Below are 20,575 nucleotides of genomic sequence, written 5' to 3' on the forward strand. Positions count from 1 at the left end.
CTTAAATCCGTTCGTGATTTTCTTTGCGAAGCGGGTCATCGATACCGCCGGTATGGTCCGTATCCGCTTTTTCAATGATGAGAACGCTGCAAATCTCGGGAGCATATGGCTTATGCTCCACGCCCTTCGGCACCACGATCATCTCACCCTGTTCCACCCAAACCTCACGGTCCCGGAAGTCCAGTCGGAAGCGACCATCGACAACAAGAAACATCTCATCCTGGTCATCATGCGCATGCCAGATAAAATCCCCCTCAAGTTTGGCCAGGTAGACGTGATTATCATCTACGTTACCAACAATCTTGGGGGTCCATGTGTCGCTGAACAGGCCGAGCTTTTCTTTTAGATTAATCGCTTCCATCCAATTGCTCCTTAAAGCAGCATGGTGATCGGGTCTTCAATATACCCTTTGAACGCCGCGAGGAATTCTGCGCCAACCGCACCATCAATCGCCCGGTGGTCACATGACATGGTGCAGCTCATCACAGTCGCAACAGCGACAGCACCGTCCTTGATCACCGCACGCTGCTCACCCGCGCCAACCGCGAGAATAGCACCCTGTGGTGGATTGATGACCGCGCTGAATTCGCGAATACCAAACATACCCAGATTGGAAATCGAGAAGGTACCGCCCGCATAATCCTCAGGCATCAGCTTGCCGTCGCGGGCACGTGTTGCGAGGTCTTTCACGGTGTTTGAAATTTCCGTCAGGCCCATGTTATCGGCCCCGCGCACGACTGGCGTCACCAAACCGCCATCAATGGCGACCGCGACTGAAATATCAGCCCGCTCATACCAGTACATCTTATCACCAGCGAACTGAACATTCGCAGCAGGAACCTTCTTGAGCGCAAGGGCCGTTGCTCTGATGATAAAGTCATTCACCGAGAGCTTCACACCACTGTCTGCGAGCTTGGTATTAAGTTCTTTACGCTGCGCGAGGAGTTTATCCAGCTCACAATCAATTGTGAGATAGAAATGCGGCACCGTTGTTTTTGATTCTGTCAGGCGGCGCGCAATCGTCTTCCGCATGCCAGACAAGCGCTCCTCGCGATACGGAATATCTGCATGAGGCCCATATTCTGGCGCAGCGGCTTGGGCGGCAGGTGCTTTCGCAGCTTCTTTCGCAGGTGAAGCCTCACCTGCCTTACCAACACCTTTTTCAAGAGCAGCTTCAATATCGCGCTTGACAATCCGTCCGTTAGGGCCTGTGCCCTCAAGCGCCTCGAGGTCAAGGCCTTCCTGACTTGCGATACGCTTCGCGAGCGGGGACGCCTTGATACGTTCACCATCAGCTTTCGATCGCTTGCTCTCGCCCTCCGCAAATTTGTCATCAGAGGAAGATTTGGAAGGCTTCTCCTCGTCCTTCTTATCCTCTAGTTTGTTGCCCTCTGGCTCTTTTTCAGGCGCAGCAGCTTGTTTGCTTTCAGATGGAGCTTCGATGTCAGAAACATCTTCGCCCTCTTCCGCAAGCATTGCTATAATCTGGCCTACAGGAACATCATCAGTACCCTCATCCACCAGGATTTTGGCAACCGTGCCATCATCAATGCTCTCAACTTCCATCGTCGCCTTATCGGTTTCGATTTCCGCGATCACATCACCACTTTCAACGGTGTCGCCTTCTTTTACCAACCATTTAGCGAGCGTACCCTTTTCCATGGTGGGCGACAGTGCTGGCATAAAAATTTCAATAGCCATTGTCAGAGCTCCCTATCTAATCAGCGTAGCAAACTGCTTTCGCAGCTTTGATGATGTCCTGAGCGCTTACCACTGCCGCTTTTTCCAGGTTGTTCGCGTAAGGCAGCGGCACGTCAGCGCTATTCACTCGGGTCACTGGCGCATCCAGCCAATCAAAGGCCTTTTCCATCAGTTGAGCGGATACATCGCTCGCGACCGAGCATTGTGGCCAACCTTCTTCCGCAACAACACAGCGGTTGGTTTTCTTCACACTCTCAATCACCGTATCGATATCAAGCGGGCGAATGGTGCGAAGGTCAATAACCTCTGCATTGATGCCTTCTTCCGCCAGCTTATCAGCAGCTTTAAGTGCTTCACCAACAGTAATGGAGTAGGACACGATCGTGACATCGCTGCCTTCACGGAAAATACGCGCTTTACCAATTGGCAACACATAGTCATCCAGCTCAGGCACCTCAAAGCTTTCGCCGTACATCAGTTCGTTTTCAAGGAAAACAACCGGGTTCGGATCGCGGATCGCTGCTTTCAGCAGGCCTTTACAATCTGCCGCATCATAAGGGGCGATAACCTTGAGACCGGGAACATTGGCATACCAGGACGCATAGTTTTGGCTATGCTGCGCGCCAACACGGCTTGCCGCGCCGTTAGGCCCCCGAAAAACGATAGGGCACGCAACCAGGCCGCCAGACATATAGCGGGTTTTGGCCGCCGAGTTGATAATGTGGTCAATTGCCTGCATCGCGAAGTTAAAGGTCATGAACTCAATAACCGGCTTGAGGCCCGCAAATGCGGCACCCGCACCAAGGCCCGCAAAACCATGCTCGGTGATCGGTGTGTCGATAACACGATCAGCACCAAATTCGTCGAGAAGGCCTTGGGTCACTTTATAAGCACCCTGATATTCTGCCACTTCCTCGCCCATGACAAAAACATCACCGTCTTTGCGCATTTCTTCAGCCATGGCATCACGAAGTGCTTCGCGCACTGTCAACTTCACCATGTTGGTGCCCGATGGGATTTCAGGATCTTTAAGGTTTTCAGCGCTTACAACAGCACCTGCAAAAACCGTTTCCTGCTCATCCGGGTCCTCTTTCGGGGCCTTTGGCGCTTCCTCAGTTTTTGCTTCGGGCTTTTTGGATACACTAATATTGTCTGCGTCCTCGCCCTCTTCGGCAACAATCGCGATCAACTCACCGACCGGCACATCGTCTGTGCCCTCAGCAACGACAAGTTTGGCGATCACACCTTCATCAACAGCTTCCACTTCCATGGTCGCCTTATCAGTCTCGATTTCCGCGATCACGTCACCGGATTCGATGCTATCGCCTTCTTTCACGAGCCATTTGGCAAGTGTGCCCTTTTCCATCGTGGGAGACAGGGCCGGCATGGTAATTTCAATAGCCATGGTAGGATGCTCCCTTACGCCAGCACATCAGTATAAAGTTCGGAAAGCTCAGGTTCGGGCGATTCTGTTGCAAAAGTTGCAGCATCTGCCACCAGCGCCTTGATTTCTTTATCAAGATCCTTAAGCGCAGCTTCATCCATCAAACCAGCATCCAGAATGCGTTGTTTGACCTGATCGATGGCGTCATGTTCCGCGCGCATCTTCTGAACTTCTTCTTTGGAGCGATACTTCGCTGGGTCAGACATAGAGTGACCCCGATAGCGATACGTCTTCATCTCAAGAATGAAAGGACCTTTGCCCTCGCGACAGTGAGCAACAGCCTCATCCATCGCAGCACGTACCTCAAGCACGTTCATGCCATCAACTTGCTTGCCCGGGATCTTGAAGCTTTCACCACGGCGGTGAAGTTCAACCTGTGACGAAGAACGGCTGACGCTCGTACCCATGGCGTACTGGTTGTTCTCGATAATATAGATCACCGGCAGATCCCAGATACGTGCCATATTGAAGCTTTCGTACACCTGCCCCTGGTTTGCAGCACCGTCACCAAAGTAGGCGACGGAAACGTTATCCGTTTTCCGGTATTTAGCCGCGAAACCCAACCCCGTACCCAAGGACACCTGCGCGCCCACGATACCGTGACCACCATAGAAGCCACGCTCCGGGTCGAACATATGCATGGAGCCGCCCTTACCGCGAGAGCAACCGCCTGACCGACCGGTCAATTCAGCCATTACCGCTTTTGCATCTGCACCAGCAGCGATCATATGACCATGCTCACGGTAACCGGTAATAACAGAATCACCCTCTTTCAAAGCGGTCTGAATACCAACCACCACGGCCTCTTGGCCGATGTAGAGGTGACAGAAACCACCAATCAAGCCCATGCCATACATCTGCCCGGCCTTTTCCTCAAAGCGGCGGATCAATAACATTTGGCGGTAGAATTCAATGAGTTCGTCGTTCGACGCGTCATAAAGCGCCGGACCAGTGTTGCGGCGGCGGCTTGCAGCCGTCGACTTTTTCGTAGTCTTCTTTGTAGTCATATCGGCCTTCCAGAAAAGGTCGTGGGCGGGGTGCCCATCGCGCTAGCGTGTATGGCCTAATGGATAACGCCGTTTTCCGGATTTTGCAATAGGGTCTAAATTATTGAAAAATATACCAAATTATAAATTAACTTATAATTAGTTAATTATCAATCAGCCGGAATAAAAACCACAACCTCGTCAGGGTGTGTAAAGCCAAGGCGTAACCGCACCTGCTCCTCCAGCATATCTGGGTCGATCGTTTTTCCAGCTAACTTCTTGGTGCGCGTTTCAAGAGCTTGACGCACTGAAGCAACTTGCTCAGCCTGAAGAGCTAACTCAAGCTCCTGCGCTTCAAGCCGCTTGAGTGCAGCGATGCTATTATCGCCTTGGAAAGCATGAAACGCGAAATATCCGAACAGAAACAGCCAAACACCTGCCAACCAGGCCTGCCCAAGATACCGCGATATTTTTCCGACTCGTTTCATGATTCGAATCATCTCATATGCGAATCAGGTAGGCAAGAATAATCACACTCAAAAAACGAAGTTTTTTGGAGTACTGACAAAGATGGATGTAGCGCCATATCTGGCGCTACATGAGTAAGGGAGAAACTAGCCTTTCAGGATGGAGCGCCCAGCGTACACCGCACTCGCGCCAAGCTCTTCCTCAATACGGATAAGCTGATTATATTTCGCCAACCGGTCAGAGCGAGCAAGCGAACCTGTTTTGATCTGCCCACAGTTCATGGCAACCGCCAGGTCGGCAATCGTTGCATCTTCCGTTTCGCCAGAGCGGTGAGACATCACGGAAGTGTAAGAAGCGCGGTGAGCCATGTCCACGGCCTTCATGGTCTCAGACAAAGTACCAATCTGATTCACTTTAACGAGGATGGAGTTCGCTACGCCTTTGGCAATACCATCAGCAAGGCGCACAGGGTTGGTAACAAACAGATCGTCGCCAACAAGCTGAACCTTGTCACCGATACGGTCAGTCAACATCTTCCAGCCGTCCCAGTCATCTTCAGCCATGCCGTCTTCAATCGAGATGATCGGATACTTGGAAACGAGGTCAGCGTAATAATCGACGAGACCAGCGCTATCGAGCTCTTTGCCCTCGCCTTTCAGAATATACTTCCCGTCATGGAAAAACTCTGTAGACGCAGAATCAAGCGCCAGATAAACATCTTCACCCGGCGCATAACCAGCGCTTTTGATCGCTTCCATAATGAAATCAAGCGCATCAACAGTACCATTCAAGTTGGGCGCAAAACCACCCTCGTCACCAACCGCTGTGTTGTGACCCGCGGCGTGAAGTTTAGCCTTCAGTTCGTGGAAAATCTCGGCGCCAATGCGGATTGCATCGCGAACACTTTCCGCGTTCACGGGCATGATCATAAATTCTTGCACATCAATGGGGTTATCTGCGTGCTCACCACCGTTGATGATATTCATCATGGGCACAGGAAGCACATGAGCGTTAGGTCCGCCCACATAGCGGTAGAGTGGCAATCCAACACTGTCAGCACTCGCCTTGGCAATAGCGAGTGAGACACCCAGGATCGCGTTCGCGCCCAAGCGGCTCTTATTCTCTGTGCCGTCGAGTTCGCGCATCACCTGATCAATTGCCAACTGGTCTTCGCTATCAAGCCCCACTAGCGCATCGAAAAGCTCACCATTAACCGCTTCAACAGCGTTCAGTACACCTTTGCCGCGATAGCGCCCGCCGCCATCACGCAACTCAACAGCTTCGTGAGCGCCAGTTGATGCACCTGACGGCACTGCCGCGCGGCCAAAGCCACCATCTTCCAGAATTACATCAACTTCTACTGTGGGGTTACCGCGGCTATCGAGGATTTCGCGGCCGATGATATCGATGATCGCGCTCATTGGCTTGTCCTTAAATGCTCAAATGGAGAAAACAAGAAATTACGCGCGGATTGTTACCCTTTCCATCGCAAAGGTGCAAGGTTTCGACGCAGACAGGCTGGAAAAACGCTATCCGGCTGCTAAAGTCGTTCGATATGGGGAGGAAATCATGAAATCATTACTGAGCTTTGGGATAATATGCGCACTCACCACAAGTTCGGCCGTATTTGCGTCCGGTGCTTCTAAATCGATTGAAGATTATATCGGTGATAACGCGCACCGAATCGTGGAGGATTTCCGAGATCTACTGAGCCTTCCCAATGTGGCCGCGAACCGGGCTGACATGGACAAAAACGCCAGATGGATCACCGACTATATTGCCAGCCGTGGTTTTACCTCTGAGACGGTAAGTGCGGGCGGGGCTCCCTATATCATCGCAGAAAAGACGATCCCAGGAGCGACTAAAACCGTACTCATTTACGCTCATTTTGATGGTCAGCCCGTTGCCGCAGAGAACTGGGCAAGCCCGCCCTTTGAGCCAACACTGCGCGACAACACCATAGAAAACGGGGGAAATATAGTCCCATGGCCCAAAGCCGGAGAAGGTTTTGACCCAGAGTGGCGTATTTTTGCGCGCTCGGCCGGTGACGACAAAGCGCCGGTCATTGCACTGATGGCAGCCATCGACGCATTGGAAATCTCTGAGGTCACACCAAGCGTCAATATCAAACTGATTTTGGACGGCGAGGAAGAAGCTGGCTCCCCTACCCTCGACAAAATCCTTGAGGAGCACGCCGGGAAGCTCCAGTCAGATCTCTTGCTATTCTGCGATGGACCAATGCATCAAAGCCGTCAGCGGCAACTCGTCTTCGGTGTTCGCGGTGCCATGACTGTTCATCTCACCACATATGGCCCCAAACGTCCGCTCCATAGCGGCCATTATGGCAACTGGGCACCGAATCCAAATGATCGGCTCATTCATCTGCTCGCAAAGATGAAAGACGAAGAAGGCCGCATTATTGTATCCGGTTATCTGGACGATGTTCGGGGTATCACACCCGCCGAACAGGCTGCGATTGACTCCTTACCCCAGATGGATGATGCCCTGAAAGACGAGTTGGCCCTTGGCGATACCGACGGTGGTGGCAAACGGCTTGAGGAGCTCATCATGTCGCCTGCTATCGTTGTTAAGGGTTTTGAAGGTGGTGGCACAGGAAGCAAATCCAGAAACATCATTATGCCTAGCGCTACAGCGTCGCTAAACCTGCGTCTGGTGCCCGCGCAAACACCAGAGCGCGTTATCGCCACTTTAAACAAGTTTTTTGAAACTGAAGGGTATTGGTTGACTGCAAACACACCAACAGATGAAGAGCTCAAACAACACGAGAAGGTGCTAAAGGTGGAATGGGTAGATGGCGGCTACGGTGCATTTAGAAGCGATCTGGACAGCCCAACGGCCCGTAAACTGATCACCATTCTCAATTCTGTAGACCAAAAACCAACGCTGCTAACCCCCACCATGGGAGGGAGTTTACCAATATACCTGTTTGAAGAGGCCCTAGACGCGCCCATCATCCTGCTCCCCATAGCGAACCATGACAATAATCAGCACGGCAGAAACGAAAACCTAAGGCTTCAGAACCTGTGGGATGCCATTGAGATCTATGCAGCTGTTTTGACGCAATTCGGCCTTGAGGATTAAAGGTCGTAGTTGTCTTCAAGCGCGTAGAAGAAAGCCCTGATGCGAGCGGTGAATGTGGCAGGCAGGTTTAAATTCATGCCCTTCTGCATCAATAGGATTTCCGCCTTGAGGGTGGAGAGCGCGCCACGCTTCTCGTTTCCTTCTGGTTGGTTCACAAGCCGGATCTCTCCTTCACTCAACAGCGCCTCAAGTCTGGGCAATGTCCACATCGGGAAGGTTTCTGAAAAATCGCGAAGGTCGGTAAGTGCATCACTCAGATCCCGCCACGGCATTGTCCCCCCCAAGACCTGTAGTTCGGTGACCCGCATCTGAAGGCGAGCCGCCTCGCTTTGCTCGCCCCGCACAAATGCATAGGCACGGGCCGCGGCAAAGAAACGGGCGGATGCGTCGTAGTCCCCCACTTTTGCAGCAGCGTGTGCCGCTTCAATGTTCAATCCCAACACAAATGCGGGAGAAATGCTTGAGTTGGATTGAATAGCCAACTGCCATGCCGGAACCGTACGATGTTTATCACCTTCTGCGCTGGCGCTGCGGGCCCGAAGGAGCGCAAGCTGAGGCACCAGGTCACTCCCCATGCCGTAATATTCCATCAGTTGTTGCCAAACGCGCTCCACGCTGCGGTCAATTCGCTCGAGCGTTGCTTCATCACGCTCATTTGCAAAGTCTGCCACCATTATTTGAGCGTTTTGAAGAGCTTCCGCAGCCCGTTCCTCATCCGTTGCGCCATGCGCAGGTGTCATAAACAATGATGCAGCAACGACGAACACCGAAATCTGACGAATCATAACAAGCTATTCCCTGTCTACCCTTAGCCTACGTAGGCATATTCTACCGGTTTTGGCTCTCTCTAGGAAACAGAATGCAAAAAGGAGGCCGAATGCCTCCTTTTCCACGAAAATCAGTTATTTAGACCGACTAAACCAGACGGCTCTGCCTTAGAGCCGCTTCCACAAAGCTGGCAAAGAGTGGGTGTGGATCGAATGGCTTGGACTTCAGCTCGGGGTGATACTGCACGCCGACAAACCAGGGGTGACCGGGGATTTCCATTATCTCTGGTAGCTCACCGTCAGGAGACATGCCAGAGAACAACACCCCAGCCTCTTCAAGCTGTTTGACATAACCGATATTAACTTCATAACGGTGACGATGGCGCTCGGATATTTCGGTTTTCCCGTATATCTCCGCGACAAGAGACCCTTCTTTCAGCCGCGCGTCGTACGCGCCAAGCCGCATGGTACCACCTAGGTCGGTATCTTCGGTGCGGGTTTCAACACTACCGTCTTCGCGCACCCATTCGGTGATCAGACCCACCACCGGATTCTTTTGCTCTTCGAACTCGGTGGAACCTGCATCAGTTATACCCGCAAGGTTGCGCGCAGCCTCAATTGTTGCCATCTGCATACCAAGGCAGATACCAAAATACGGTATATTGCGCTCACGTGCGAAGCGCGCGGCAGCAATCTTGCCTTCAGTGCCACGTTTGCCGAAGCCGCCCGGCACCAAAATCGCGTGCACATTCTCAAGGCGAGACATAGCGTCATCACGCTCGAACACTTCCGATTCAAACCACTCAATATTTACTTTCACGCGGTTGGCGATACCGCCGTGAATAATAGCCTCGTTGAGGGACTTGTAGGCGTCTTTCAGGCCGGTGTATTTGCCAACAACCGCAATCGTAACCTCACCTTCCGGGTTTTTGATGCGGTCAACAATGTCTTCCCATGGCGCAAGATCAGGTTTTTGTGAATGCGCCAAACCGAAGGCCTTCAACACCTCTACGTCCAACCCCTCCTTATGATAGGAAATCGGCACTTCATAGATGGTGCCCACATCAAGGGCTGGAATAACCGCTGTTTCTGACACATTGCAGTAAAGCGACATCTTACGGCGCTCTCCGTCAGGAATAGGATGTTCCGAACGACAAACGAGAATATCTGGCTGAATCCCTATCGAGCGCAAATCTCTCACGCTATGCTGTGTTGGTTTTGTCTTCAGCTCACCCGCTGCAGCAAGGTATGGAACAAGCGTGAGGTGTACGAAGATCGAACGACCTTTGCCAAGCTCAATTGATAGTTGACGTATCGCTTCCATGAATGGAGCAGCCTCAATATCCCCAGCCGTACCACCAATTTCGCACAGCATGAAATCGATGCCATCCTGCTCAGCCAGCGCAAACTCTTTAATGGCATCGGTTACATGCGGGATCACCTGCACCGTGCCGCCAAGATAATCACCACGACGCTCACGCTGAATGATCTGCTGATAGATGCGACCCGAGGTGATATTGTCGCTCTGGCGTGATGCAACACCGGTAAAGCGCTCATAGTGGCCCAGGTCAAGGTCCGTCTCAGCGCCATCGTCTGTTACATATACCTCACCATGCTGGTATGGGCTCATTGTTCCCGGATCGACGTTCAGATACGGGTCCAACTTCCGTAGCCGCACAGAGTAGCCTCTAGCCTGCAACAGAGCGCCTAGCGACGCAGACAGCAACCCTTTACCCAACGAACTAACCACACCACCGGTGATAAAAATATAACGCGTCATGAAGCCTCTCTAATATCCCAAAAAGCACACAGCGATCCAACGGCCAAGGCCGGGATAATTCAATTTCTTACTTGCTTACACAAAGAGAAGCGGGGGCTCTTGGCCCCCGCTTTGAAGTCTCTTAGCCCTCACCGTCCTCAGGAACGGTAGGCAACTCAGGCAGTTGGCTATCTTCTTGCTGGGTCTGTTCGACCGCCGCATCCAGGACCGCGTCATCGCCACGTTTGTTTGCCGCGAACCAGCCCAGAAGAAGAGAGTTTGCAAGAAAGACCACTGCAAGCCACTTGGTGGTCTTGGTCAGCAAGTTGCCAGCGCCACGGGCTGTCATCATGCCACCCTGTCCTCCACCAATACCCAGTGCGCCGCCCTCGGAACGCTGCAATAGAATGACAGCGACCAGCGCGATGGCAACAATCAGGTGAATGCTCAGTAATACGGTTTCCATTTAACCTGTTCCTACAAACTCATTTGCCCTAGCAAACCGATACCATAGATAACGGCAGCTATCCAAAGCGCGGTTTCTATCTCATGAAGATAGCCTTTGCCAAGCCCAAATTACAGCGCTGAGTGATTTCTATCAGCGATAAGCGTCTATAATGCCATTGAAGTCCGTTGCTTTCAAACTCGCACCGCCCACGAGCGCGCCATTTACGTTAGGAGCAGACATAAGCTCTTTCGCATTTGATGGCTTAACCGACCCGCCATAAAGAATTGCAAACCCAGTACCTTCGGCCCCAAACCGTTCTTCCAAAGCTTGCCTAATCGCTGTGTGTACTTCGGCCACATCGTCAACGGTAGGGGTGCGTCCGGTGCCGATGGCCCATACAGGCTCATAGGCAATAATGGTATTCTCCGGCGATGCCTCCTCGGGTACGGAGATAGCAAGCTGCTCCAGCACAACTGCTAGCGTATTCCCTGCGTCACGCTCTGCTTCGGTTTCTCCAACACAAATAATAGCTCTTAAGCCTTCGCTATGAACCGCACAGGCTTTCTCGCATACCAGTGAACTGCTTTCAGCGTGATCTGCCCGGCGCTCACTGTGGCCCACGATGATATACTTTGCGCCCGCATCACGGAGCATCTGTGCAGAAATGTCACCCGTGTGAGCACCGCTCACGCCCGTGTGGCAATCTTGTGCACCAACAGCAATGCCATCCGTATTCATCTCCGCAAAGGTCGAGATTAAAGTATAAGGGGGACAAATCAGCACATTGCAGGCAGCTTTTGCCCCGCCTTTGAGAAGTACGGCTAACGCCTCAAGTTCTGAGCGGCTTGCGGCCAAGCCATTCATTTTCCAGTTACCTGCAACAAGCGCGGTAGGTTTCATATTGGGGCCTCTTATATTTTTGATGGTTTATGACGCGTTGCTTAGCAAATTGGGCCGTGAATAACCAGACTTTCGAGGGGTAATTTGTCCGCTACCAGGAATACAATCAACATAGCTGGTTGAAATCCGCGATTCCCTTGTTGCCGCCACGAAAATCCATGCTTATGATGCGCGCCCTAATACGGATGGTCACATCAATGATGTCCGAATAATAATTGTAGCGTTATGCCGACGGGAGCACGGGTGCATGCTTTTCAATCTTCGCGGGGCTTTGGACTCCATCTTTGTTAAAGCCCTTTTGGGTGTTTTGATTGCCGCATTTGCGATCTGGGGCATTGGTCCCGGCATGTTGGCGGGCAGCACCCGAACCGTTGCCAAGGTTGGTGATACTGAGGTCCCTACTCAACAGTTCGCAAACGCTGTTCAGCGCCGCGCCACTCAATTGCAGGCACAATTTGGCGGCCAAATGAATACGCAGGAAATCATCCGCTTGATGAATCTTGACTATCAGGTACTCAATCAGATGGTCACGGACGCTGCCATTGAAGAAAACCTCCGCGAGATGGGTTTCCGTGCTACTGAAGCGCAACTCGCTGAAAATCTGCGTTCTTTTGAAGCCTTTCAGGCACCTGATGGAAGTTTCAGCGTCGACATGATGGAACGTGCGCTTCAAAGCGCCGGTTTCTCCAAGTCAGAGCTTTATGCAGATCTGCGCCGCAGCATTTCGCGTGAGCAACTGCTTAACAGCATGGCGAATAATGACCTTCTGCCGCGCGCTATGGCAGAACAGCTCTATGTTTGGCAGGCGGAGCGCCGTCGTGCGTCTATGATCAATATTTCCGCGAGTGATATCGCAGATATTGCAGAAGCAAGTGAGGAAGAACTGCAGTCATATTATGAAGCCAGCAAAGCTTCCTACATGACGCCGGAGCGGCGTAGCTACCGCTATGTTATGCTCACACCTGCGCAGTTCACTGACAAGGTTGAGATCACCGAGGATGATATTGTTGCAGCATTTGAAACCCGCCGCGACGAATATGAACAACCCGAGCTACGCAACCTACTGCAGGTAAGCTTCCAGACCGAGGATGAAGCGCAAAACTTCCTTGAGCAAGTCCAAGGCGGCGCTGACTTTGTTGAGGCAGGTGCGGCAGCAACTGACTTTACCGCTGATGAAATCAGCCTCGGTGAAATCGGTAAAGCTGATCTCGCTGTTAGTTTGGACCAAAATACTGCTGACGCAATCTTCGCCCTAGAAGAAGGCGCCACCTCAAAGCCAATTGAGGGCCTCGCTGGCTGGAACGTATTCAAGGTCACCAGCGTGACCCCTGGTGTTTCAACCACGCTTGATGAGGTTCGGGCGGAGCTCGAAACCGCTCTCCGTGAGGAGCTGGCTGTCGATCTTATGTTTGACTTCTTGCCTGAGCTCGAAGACGCAATCGCGGAAGACGGGGCGCTCACTCCAGTAGCCACTAAACTGAATATCGATCTTGCGACCGTCACCGACATCGACGCGCAAGGCAAAGGTCCTTCAGGTGAGCAAATCGTAACACAGCAGAACGAATACATCGTGATGCAGGATGCTTTTCGCCGCGAGATGGGCGTTGAAGCACAGGTCACCGACCTTGACCCTCAAGACAACACCAAAGGCATCTATCTTGTAGAACTGACAAATGTTCAGGAGCCGGCTGAACGCGCGTACGAGGATATTGCATCTCAAGTACGCACAGCTTGGGAAACCGAGGAACGTCAACGCAGAGCCGGTGAAATTGCAGAGATGGCAAAAGTCAGACTTCAGGCTGGTGAGGATGCAGAAGTGGTTGCTGAGGAATTGGGTGGTACTTCATTCGACGCCAAAAATGTGAGCCGCACAGCTGAAGGCAACTCTGGTCTTTCACAGAATATTCGTCGTTTGATTTTTGAGCTTGCTGTTGGAACTGCTGACGCTGAACGCGCGGCTGATGGCAATGGATATGTTGTGGTACGTGTGGATGCCGCCATGCCGGGCGAGCCCTCCAGCAGTCCAGATGCTGTAGATGCCCTGTACGCTCAGCTAGTCGAGCAGACCCAGACAGAGATTTTCGAGCAGTATCAGAGCTATCTCCTCGACAAGTATGAGCCTGAAATTAAAACAAATATCGTACAGCAACTCTTCCGTAGCGATGTAGATCAGTGACGACAGATTTAGATGCAGCGTCGGCGAACTACGATGAGCGCCTGAATGCCTATACGGCAGGAACAGCGCAAGTCGTCTCAACCACGATAGTTGCAGACCTTGACACGCCTGTTTCTGCTTATCTTAAGCTAAGCGAAGCAGAGACCTATTCATGTCTCCTTGAGTCTGTCGAAGGAGGCGAAAATCGCGGGCGCTATTCAATTATCGGGTTACGCCCCGATATCATCTGGCGTGCAGAGGGTGACCGGGTGCGCATTCGCCGGAACGCACTCACGAACCAAACCTATGAAGACATCATGCAAAAACCTCTTGAAAGCCTCAGGGCTTTGCAACAAGAGAGCCTGATAGAGCTCCCTCACCCCCTTCCCCCGATGGCTGCAGGCATCGTTGGCTACATGGGCTATGATATGGTCCGGCAAATGGAGGATATTGGCGCAGGCAAAGCCGATCCTTTAGACCTGTCGACCTCCATTTTCATTCGCCCCACCGTCATGGCGATTTTTGACAGTGTCACCAATCTTATTACGCTTGTAACTCCGGTAAGACCGCAAGTGGGAGTTGACGCTGGAGACGCCCTCGCGGAAGCAGATGCCCGGCTGGAAGAGATGCTGGAGCGCCTTGACCGACCACTACCAGTCAATGCGTCTGTTGCGGCCCCCGCAATCGCGGATGCACGGTCGAACACCTCTCGCAAACGCTTCTTTGAGATGGTAGCTAAAGCTCAAGAATATATCCTGTCCGGCGATATCTTTCAGGTGGTGCTCAGCCAACGCTTCTCAATGCCGTTTGAGCTACCGCCGTTCTCCCTATATCGGGCGCTTCGCCGAACCAACCCCTCCCCCTTCATGTACCATCTGGCGTTCGAAGATTTTGCTATTGTCGGATCAAGCCCGGAAATATTGGTGAGGTTGAGGGACAATGAGGTAACAATCCGCCCGATTGCAGGTACGCGGAAGCGCGGCATTAACCCCGTTGAAGACGCCGCACTCGCTGACGACCTTCTTGCTGACGAGAAAGAACGTGCGGAACATCTGATGCTGCTCGATCTTGGGCGGAATGATGTAGGGCGAGTTGCTAAGCCGGGAACAGTCCATGTAACTGCTCGGGATACCATCGAATATTATTCTCACGTCATGCATATCGTCTCCAACGTGGTTGGTCAGATCGACGATAAGTATGACGCGATTGATGCCCTATCGGCGGGTTTTCCCGCTGGAACAGTCTCCGGCGCCCCCAAAGTCCGTGCAATGGAGATCATCGACGAGCTAGAGGTTGACGCGCGCGGTCCCTATGCAGGCAGTGTTGGTTATTTCAGCGCAAACGGCGCGATGGACACCTGTATCGTACTGAGAACGGCAATTGTTAAAGATGGCGTGATGCATGTACAGGCTGGTGCTGGGATCGTCGCTGACAGTGTGCCAGAATCCGAATATCAGGAATGTGAAAATAAAGCTCGTGCACTTGTCACAGCGGCCAAAGAGGCCCTTAGGTTCGCCAAATCTAACCGAGGCTAATACAGCATATGCTCTCTAGCGAGCGGTTACGGTATCGTGACGCACTCGCTCTTGCCTCAATACGATCTCACTTAGCGGCACCAGTGAAATCTCCTTATCTTTTAAGGTTTCCCGCCATTTAGTTAGTGTTTCTAATGTAATGTCATAAGGGTGGCCTATGGCAATCGCGTATCCTCGCATGCGGGCAATACGCTCTAGTTTCTGCAGTTGCTCCTCGATTGCGCTGGCCTCCCGAACGTTATCGAGGAATATATCGCGAGCGATATAGGGCACCCCAGTTGCCTTAGCGGCCCGCACCCCAACACTTTTGGATGAAGTCAGACTATCCAGAAACAGATGACCTCCCTCACGCAGCTTGACCATTACCCGGACCATGGCACCCGCGTCCTCAGTAAGCTCACTTCCCATATGGTTATTGATGCCCACATATCCCTGAAATCTGCTTAAGTTCCAGTTTACACGGCGATCAAACTCTTCCTGAGACAAACTTGACAGCAGGGCATTTGCGCCTGGGTCAGCATCATCGTTCTTTGGCTGCATTGGTAGATGTACCATCAGCTCATGCCCTGCAGCGCGCACATACGCTGTCTGTTCAGGCAGGTTATCCGCGTATGGCAGATACGCTAATGTGTAGGGCCCCTGCATCTGCCCAAGGAGAAGACTCGCTTCCTCAGATAGCCCCAAATCGTCTATTACCACAGCTACAACAGGTTGCTTGCCTGTTTCGCTCGACGGTACAGCATTCCGGCGCCAGGCGGGCTCACGCGGAACGGGCATGGCATTATCGAGTTCCTGAATAGGAATTTGGACTTCCTCAACACCATCCATGGACTCAAGCACCGCCACCACACTCTCGGAGGTCCCTTCTGGAGCAGGAGCCACAGGCGGCAGGGTGTCGTCCTTTAAAACTGAATAGAGCCCGTATGATGTCAGAGCAACGACAACGACATAAACATAAATGGCAGTCCTTTTGGCACTAGCCCATGTAAGCCTGTTCGATATGCCACCCTGATCATTTTTTGAGCTTACATTTAGTTTTTTTTGCCTAACCACTCTACGCTTCATCACTTCTGTAAATTCAGGGCATTGGAGGGTTTAAAACACCCAGTCCGCCATTGACATTCCCTTCGAAAGCCGCATTGTCCAATTGTTTTAAGAATCACGGGCGACCACAATGTATATTCTGATCGATAACTACGACAGCTTTACCTACAATTTGTACCATTATCTGGTTGAATTAGGGGCAAAAGTTGACGTGGTGCGAAACGATCAAATTACCGTTGATGAGGTGATTGCGCGAAAGCCGAAAGGCATCATCATCAGCCCAGGTCCCTGCACCCCTAATGAAGCTGGCATTTGCCTCGAGTTGATCGAAAAAACCAAGTCTGACATACCCATTTTCGGCGTATGCTTGGGTTTCCAAAGCATTGGTCAGGTGTTTGGCGGCACAGTATGTAGAGCGCCATACGTTATGCACGGCAAAACCAGCCGTATAAATCATAACGAGAAAGGCATCTTTGCGGGCCTGCCGTCACCCTATGAAGCGACCCGCTATCACTCCCTTATTGTTGAAAGATCAACACTGCCCGAGTGCCTGGAGGTAACTGCGGAAACTGAGGACGGCCTTATCATGGGGCTCCAACACAAGGATTATCCTCTGTTTGGCGTACAGTTCCACCCGGAAAGCATAGCGTCAGAACATGGTCACGCGGTACTCAAGAACTTCATCAACCACTGCGAGAGGGCTAGATAGCATGTCGGACCTTCGCCCCATCCTCGCCATGTTGGCTGACGGCCAATACCTGAGTGCAGAACAATCTCAATCGGCCTTTGAGATCATCATGTCTGGTTCAGCAGACTTAGCCCAAATGGCGGCCTTCATCATGGCGTTAAGAGTACGCGGCGAGCAGGTTGACGAGATTGTCGGTGGTGCGCGTGTGCTGCGGGCAAAAGCGGATAAAATTGAGGCGCCATCCGGGCACATTGATACATGTGGCACCGGGGGAGACGGTATCGGCACCTACAACATCTCTACTGCAGCGGCTCTGGTTGCGGCAGCTGCTGGCGCGCCTGTTGCGAAGCACGGTAACCGTTCGGTATCCTCAAAATCCGGTTCGGCAGATGTCCTTATGTCCCTCGGTGCGAACCTTGAGATGAGCAAGGAAGCAAATGAAGAAAGTCTGCGCAAGTTTGGCTTTGCCTTCATGTTCGCGCCTGCGCATCACAGAGCAATGCGCCACGTTGCGCCGGCCCGCGCATCACTTCAATTGCGTACAATATTCAACCTTCTCGGGCCCCTCGCCAACCCAGCCCAAGCCCGGCGTCAGGTGCTTGGCGTATTCGACAAAAAATGGCTACGCCCGATGGCTCAGGTACTTAAAAAGCTGGGAAGTGAACACGTCTGGGTCGTTCATGGCGGTGATGGCCTTGATGAGGTCACCACGACCGGTGTCACGCACGTTGCTGAACTCAAAAGCGGCGCGATCACAGAATTCGATATAACACCTCAAGAGGTAGGCCTGACAATTTCTGATATTGAAGAACTCAAAGGCGGCGATGCTGATGTAAACGCCCAGGCCATTGAGCGTCTTTTGGCCGGTGAACCCTCGGCCTACAGGGATATTGTGTTGATGAATGCGGGCGCCGGGCTTGTGGTCGCAGGTAAGGCCGATACATTACAGGCAGGCGTTATTCTTGCTGCCGAAACAATCGACAGTGGGGCTGCAGCACATACGCTCAAGCAGTGGATTGCCTTCACCCAGGAACACAAGCCGGAGGCTACCGATGCCTGATATACTGGCGGAAATCTGCGACAAGAAACGTGACCATGTTGCTGAAAAGAAACAAATAGCTACCCTTGGCGAGCTTGAGGACCAGGCTCGGACCGCGGAAGAACCACGTGGATTTATTGAGGCGCTAAAATCAACCCGCCATACGGGACGGTATGGCTTTATTTGCGAAATCAAGAAAGCCAGCCCATCCAAAGGCCTTATCCGCCCAGATGACTTTGACCCAGCTCTTCTCGCTGCCGCCTATGAACGAGGGGGCGCAAGCTGCCTCTCAGTTTTGACAGATATCCCCTACTTCCAGGGACACGACGATTATCTCATAGCCGCCAAAGCTGCTTGCAAGTTGCCAGTCCTGAGAAAAGACTTCATGGTAGACCCCTATCAAGTTGTTGAAGCAAGAGCGCTCGGTGCAGACTGTATCCTGCTTATCATGGCAGCGCTTGATGACGGATTGGCGAGAGAGCTTGAAGGTTTAGCACATGAGTGGGGAATGGATGTCCTTATCGAAGTGCATAATGAAGCGGAGCTTCGGAGGGCGCTGAAGCTCAGAAGCTCCCTTATCGGTGTAAATAACCGGAACCTGAAGACCATGGAAGTGTCGCTCCACACCACACTTGATTTAGTACCAACCTTCCCTCAAGAGCGGTTGGCTGTCGCGGAATCCGGCTTAAAAACTGCTCAAGATTTATCAGCCTGCGAGGAGGCCGGGGCGGGATGCTTCTTGATTGGTGAGACATTCATGCGCGAACATGACGTTGAAGCGGCGGTGAAAAAACTCCAGAAGGCGAGCTAACAGAATGGGAAAACTAAGCCACGTTGACGAAAAAGGTGCCGTGCACATGGTGGATGTCGGCTCCAAAGATATTTCAGCGCGCGCTGCGACAGCTCAGGCCATCGTCAAAGCTCAAAGCAGCACCATTGATCTCATCTTTGAGGGCAAACTTCCAAAAGGTGACGTAATCGCAACGGCGAAACTGGCGGGCATCATGGCCGCCAAAAAAACCAGCGACCTTATCCCGCTCTGCCACCCGCTACCGATAACCAGCGCAAACGTAGAAATTGAACGCCTGGATGCGGAACGCATTAGCATACTTGCTAAGGTCAAGGTAAGTGGCAAGACAGGAGTGGAGATGGAGGCGCTCACAGCGGCCTCTGTTGCCGCGTTAACACTATACGATATGGCAAAGGCTGTTGATAAAGGCATCTGTATTCAGGAAACAAAACTACTGATGAAAGAAGGCGGGAAATCTGGCCGATATGAGGCACCCTGATCATGTTGAGCGTTGAAAAAGCATTTGAATCTATTGTTGCTGCCGCGAAGCCACTTACTACTGAGCGCCTACCCGTTGAGAATACTTCTGGACGTGTGCTGGCAGCTCCTATTTCGGCACGTCGCTCACAGCCCGGTTGCGACCTTTCTGCTATGGACGGATATGCGGTAAAAAGCACAGACCTTAGCGGTGATATGGTATCGCTCAAACTGGTTGGCGAAAGTGCCGCAGGGGCACCGTACATAGGTGCTGTTAAAGCTGGTGAAGCTGTTCGTATATTCACGGGAGCTGCGGTTCCTGATGATACAGATCAAGTTGTCATTCAGGAGAATACCGAAGCGCGCAACGGCCTGATCTATACGAGAGAGATAGCCGCTCCACACAAAAACATTCGCGCCAAGGGCATAGATTTTAATGATAAACAGTGCGTCTTGGACGCTGGAACGTTTCTAACGCCTAAAACAATTGGGCTGGCCGCAGCAGCGGGACATGGTTATCTAATGGTACACCGTGCACCTAAGGTTGCTATTCTCTCAACGGGAGATGAGCTTGTCGCGCCCGACAAGAAGCAGTTTCAGGCCCATGAGACGGTTAACAGCACCGCACCGCAGATAATGTCGCTCCTAACCAGTGCGAGTGCAGATTGCTCGTTTATAGGTCAAGCGAAAGACGATTTGTCCTCCCTGCGCAAACATATCGCAGCTGCTGCCGATGCTGATATTCTCATTACCATTGGCGGTGCGTCTGTTGGGGATAAAGATCTAGTGCAGAAGGCTCTCTCCGCTGAGAGCATGCACCTAGACTTCTGGAAAGTTGCCATGCGCCCCGGCAAACCCCTCATCAGCGGTAAAATCAATGATACCATCGTACTAGGCCTGCCCGGAAACCCCGTTTCCGCATTCGTTTGTGCCCTGCTGTTCGCACGCCCCCTTGTTGATAAACTGATGGGGCGACCCGCGCCGTTACCCGCAGGTGTTCCGTTGCCGCTTGCAGCGTCAATGCCTGAAAATGGGCCGCGCCAGCACTATGTACGCGCGAGGTTGATTGGCACACCGGGGCAACGTAAACTTGATCCCGCTGTTGATCAGGATAGTAGCCTACTGAGCGTGCTAGCACAGTCAGATGGCTTGATAATCCGTCCTCCGCATTGCCCTGAAGCAAAAATTGGCGACATGGTGCCCTTCCTCCCCTTCTAAGTGTGCAATGCATGCAGGTTCCCCGTTCTGTAACCTTCTTGTTCCGCTTGACAA

Annotated in this window: 19 protein-coding genes; 8 read left to right on the forward strand and 11 right to left on the reverse strand. The window is 52.2% G+C overall.

The genetic code is table 11. From position 1 onward, the window contains the following. Position 1: 1 nt before the first annotated feature. The 6 genes from ACN0XZ_RS07565 to eno form a co-directional block, all read right to left on the reverse strand. A complete protein-coding gene (locus ACN0XZ_RS07565) occupies positions 2–361 on the reverse strand; it encodes a cupin domain-containing protein (protein WP_417457127.1) in 360 nt (119 codons plus the stop codon). Between the two features lie 11 nt (positions 362–372). Continuing rightward, the gene (locus ACN0XZ_RS07570) at positions 373–1,701 is read right to left on the reverse strand and encodes a pyruvate dehydrogenase complex dihydrolipoamide acetyltransferase (RefSeq protein WP_417457128.1); all 1,329 of its coding nucleotides are present in this window, start codon (positions 1,699–1,701) and stop codon (positions 373–375) included. Positions 1,702–1,717: 16 nt separating this feature from the next. After that, entirely contained in the window at positions 1,718–3,106 is a 1,389-nt protein-coding gene (locus tag ACN0XZ_RS07575; RefSeq protein WP_417457129.1) for a pyruvate dehydrogenase complex E1 component subunit beta, read from the reverse strand. Between the two features lie 14 nt (positions 3,107–3,120). Beyond that, positions 3,121–4,152, reverse strand: coding sequence for a pyruvate dehydrogenase (acetyl-transferring) E1 component subunit alpha (gene pdhA, locus ACN0XZ_RS07580; RefSeq protein ID WP_417457130.1), 1,032 nt, complete (start codon positions 4,150–4,152; stop codon positions 3,121–3,123). A gap of 149 nt (positions 4,153–4,301) precedes the next feature. Continuing rightward, positions 4,302–4,619 (reverse strand): FtsB family cell division protein, encoded by a 318-nt coding sequence (locus ACN0XZ_RS07585; protein WP_417457131.1) that lies wholly within the window; start codon positions 4,617–4,619, stop codon positions 4,302–4,304. Positions 4,620–4,745: 126 nt separating this feature from the next. After that, a complete protein-coding gene (eno, locus tag ACN0XZ_RS07590; protein WP_417457132.1) occupies positions 4,746–6,020 on the reverse strand; it encodes a phosphopyruvate hydratase in 1,275 nt (424 codons plus the stop codon). 148 nt (positions 6,021–6,168) lie between these two features. Between eno and ACN0XZ_RS07595 the strand changes: the two genes are divergently transcribed. Beyond that, on the forward strand, positions 6,169–7,701 hold the full coding sequence (locus ACN0XZ_RS07595; RefSeq protein WP_417457133.1) for a M20/M25/M40 family metallo-hydrolase: 1,533 nt from the start codon (positions 6,169–6,171) through the stop codon (positions 7,699–7,701). Here the strand turns inward: ACN0XZ_RS07595 and ACN0XZ_RS07600 are convergent. The 4 genes from ACN0XZ_RS07600 to tpiA form a co-directional block, all read right to left on the reverse strand. Beyond that, positions 7,698–8,486: a hypothetical protein gene (locus ACN0XZ_RS07600; RefSeq protein ID WP_417457134.1), complete on the reverse strand. Its 789-nt coding sequence runs from the start codon at positions 8,484–8,486 to the stop codon at positions 7,698–7,700. The two genes, ACN0XZ_RS07595 and ACN0XZ_RS07600, sit on opposite strands and share 4 nt — an antisense overlap. 130 nt (positions 8,487–8,616) lie before the next feature. Continuing rightward, positions 8,617–10,248: a CTP synthase gene (locus ACN0XZ_RS07605; protein WP_417457135.1), complete on the reverse strand. Its 1,632-nt coding sequence runs from the start codon at positions 10,246–10,248 to the stop codon at positions 8,617–8,619. 121 nt (positions 10,249–10,369) lie between these two features. Then, complete coding sequence (secG, locus tag ACN0XZ_RS07610; RefSeq protein WP_417457136.1) at positions 10,370–10,693, reverse strand: preprotein translocase subunit SecG; 324 nt, start codon at positions 10,691–10,693, stop codon at positions 10,370–10,372. A gap of 132 nt (positions 10,694–10,825) precedes the next feature. Next, positions 10,826–11,575, reverse strand: coding sequence for a triose-phosphate isomerase (tpiA, locus tag ACN0XZ_RS07615; protein ID WP_417457137.1), 750 nt, complete (start codon positions 11,573–11,575; stop codon positions 10,826–10,828). Positions 11,576–11,822: 247 nt separating this feature from the next. Here tpiA and ACN0XZ_RS07620 point away from each other — a divergent pair, with 247 nt between their 5' ends. Next, entirely contained in the window at positions 11,823–13,751 is a 1,929-nt protein-coding gene (locus ACN0XZ_RS07620; RefSeq protein WP_417457138.1) for a SurA N-terminal domain-containing protein, read from the forward strand. Further along, the gene (gene trpE, locus ACN0XZ_RS07625) at positions 13,748–15,265 is read left to right on the forward strand and encodes an anthranilate synthase component I (protein WP_417457139.1); all 1,518 of its coding nucleotides are present in this window, start codon (positions 13,748–13,750) and stop codon (positions 15,263–15,265) included. The genes ACN0XZ_RS07620 and trpE overlap by 4 nt, the downstream gene beginning before the upstream one ends. Positions 15,266–15,280: 15 nt before the next feature. Here the strand turns inward: trpE and ACN0XZ_RS07630 are convergent, their stop codons facing one another. Then, complete coding sequence (locus tag ACN0XZ_RS07630) at positions 15,281–16,111, reverse strand: divergent polysaccharide deacetylase family protein (protein WP_417457140.1); 831 nt, start codon at positions 16,109–16,111, stop codon at positions 15,281–15,283. 328 nt (positions 16,112–16,439) lie between these two features. On the opposite strand from ACN0XZ_RS07630, the gene ACN0XZ_RS07635 reads away from it, so the two are divergent. Genes ACN0XZ_RS07635 through glp form a run of 5 tightly spaced genes read left to right on the forward strand, consistent with a single transcriptional unit; the run spans position 16,440 to position 20,521 of the window. Then, entirely contained in the window at positions 16,440–17,018 is a 579-nt protein-coding gene (locus ACN0XZ_RS07635; RefSeq protein ID WP_417457142.1) for an anthranilate synthase component II, read from the forward strand. A 1-nt stretch (position 17,019) separates the two neighbouring features. After that, positions 17,020–18,057 (forward strand): anthranilate phosphoribosyltransferase, encoded by a 1,038-nt coding sequence (gene trpD / locus ACN0XZ_RS07640; RefSeq protein ID WP_417457143.1) that lies wholly within the window; start codon positions 17,020–17,022, stop codon positions 18,055–18,057. After that, positions 18,050–18,847: an indole-3-glycerol phosphate synthase TrpC gene (gene trpC, locus ACN0XZ_RS07645; protein ID WP_417457144.1), complete on the forward strand. Its 798-nt coding sequence runs from the start codon at positions 18,050–18,052 to the stop codon at positions 18,845–18,847. Before trpD ends, trpC begins: the two co-directional genes overlap by 8 nt. Before the next feature lie 4 nt (positions 18,848–18,851). Next, positions 18,852–19,325: a cyclic pyranopterin monophosphate synthase MoaC gene (gene moaC / locus ACN0XZ_RS07650; RefSeq protein ID WP_417457145.1), complete on the forward strand. Its 474-nt coding sequence runs from the start codon at positions 18,852–18,854 to the stop codon at positions 19,323–19,325. A gap of 2 nt (positions 19,326–19,327) precedes the next feature. Then, positions 19,328–20,521 carry a gephyrin-like molybdotransferase Glp gene (gene glp / locus ACN0XZ_RS07655; RefSeq protein WP_417457146.1) on the forward strand — a complete coding sequence of 398 codons (1,194 nt, stop codon included), beginning with the start codon at positions 19,328–19,330 and terminating at the stop codon, positions 20,519–20,521. Positions 20,522–20,575 lie beyond the last annotated feature (54 nt).

The sequence above is a fragment of the Kordiimonas sp. genome (assembly GCF_048264555.1).
Classification (GTDB): domain Bacteria; phylum Pseudomonadota; class Alphaproteobacteria; order Sphingomonadales; family Kordiimonadaceae; genus Kordiimonas.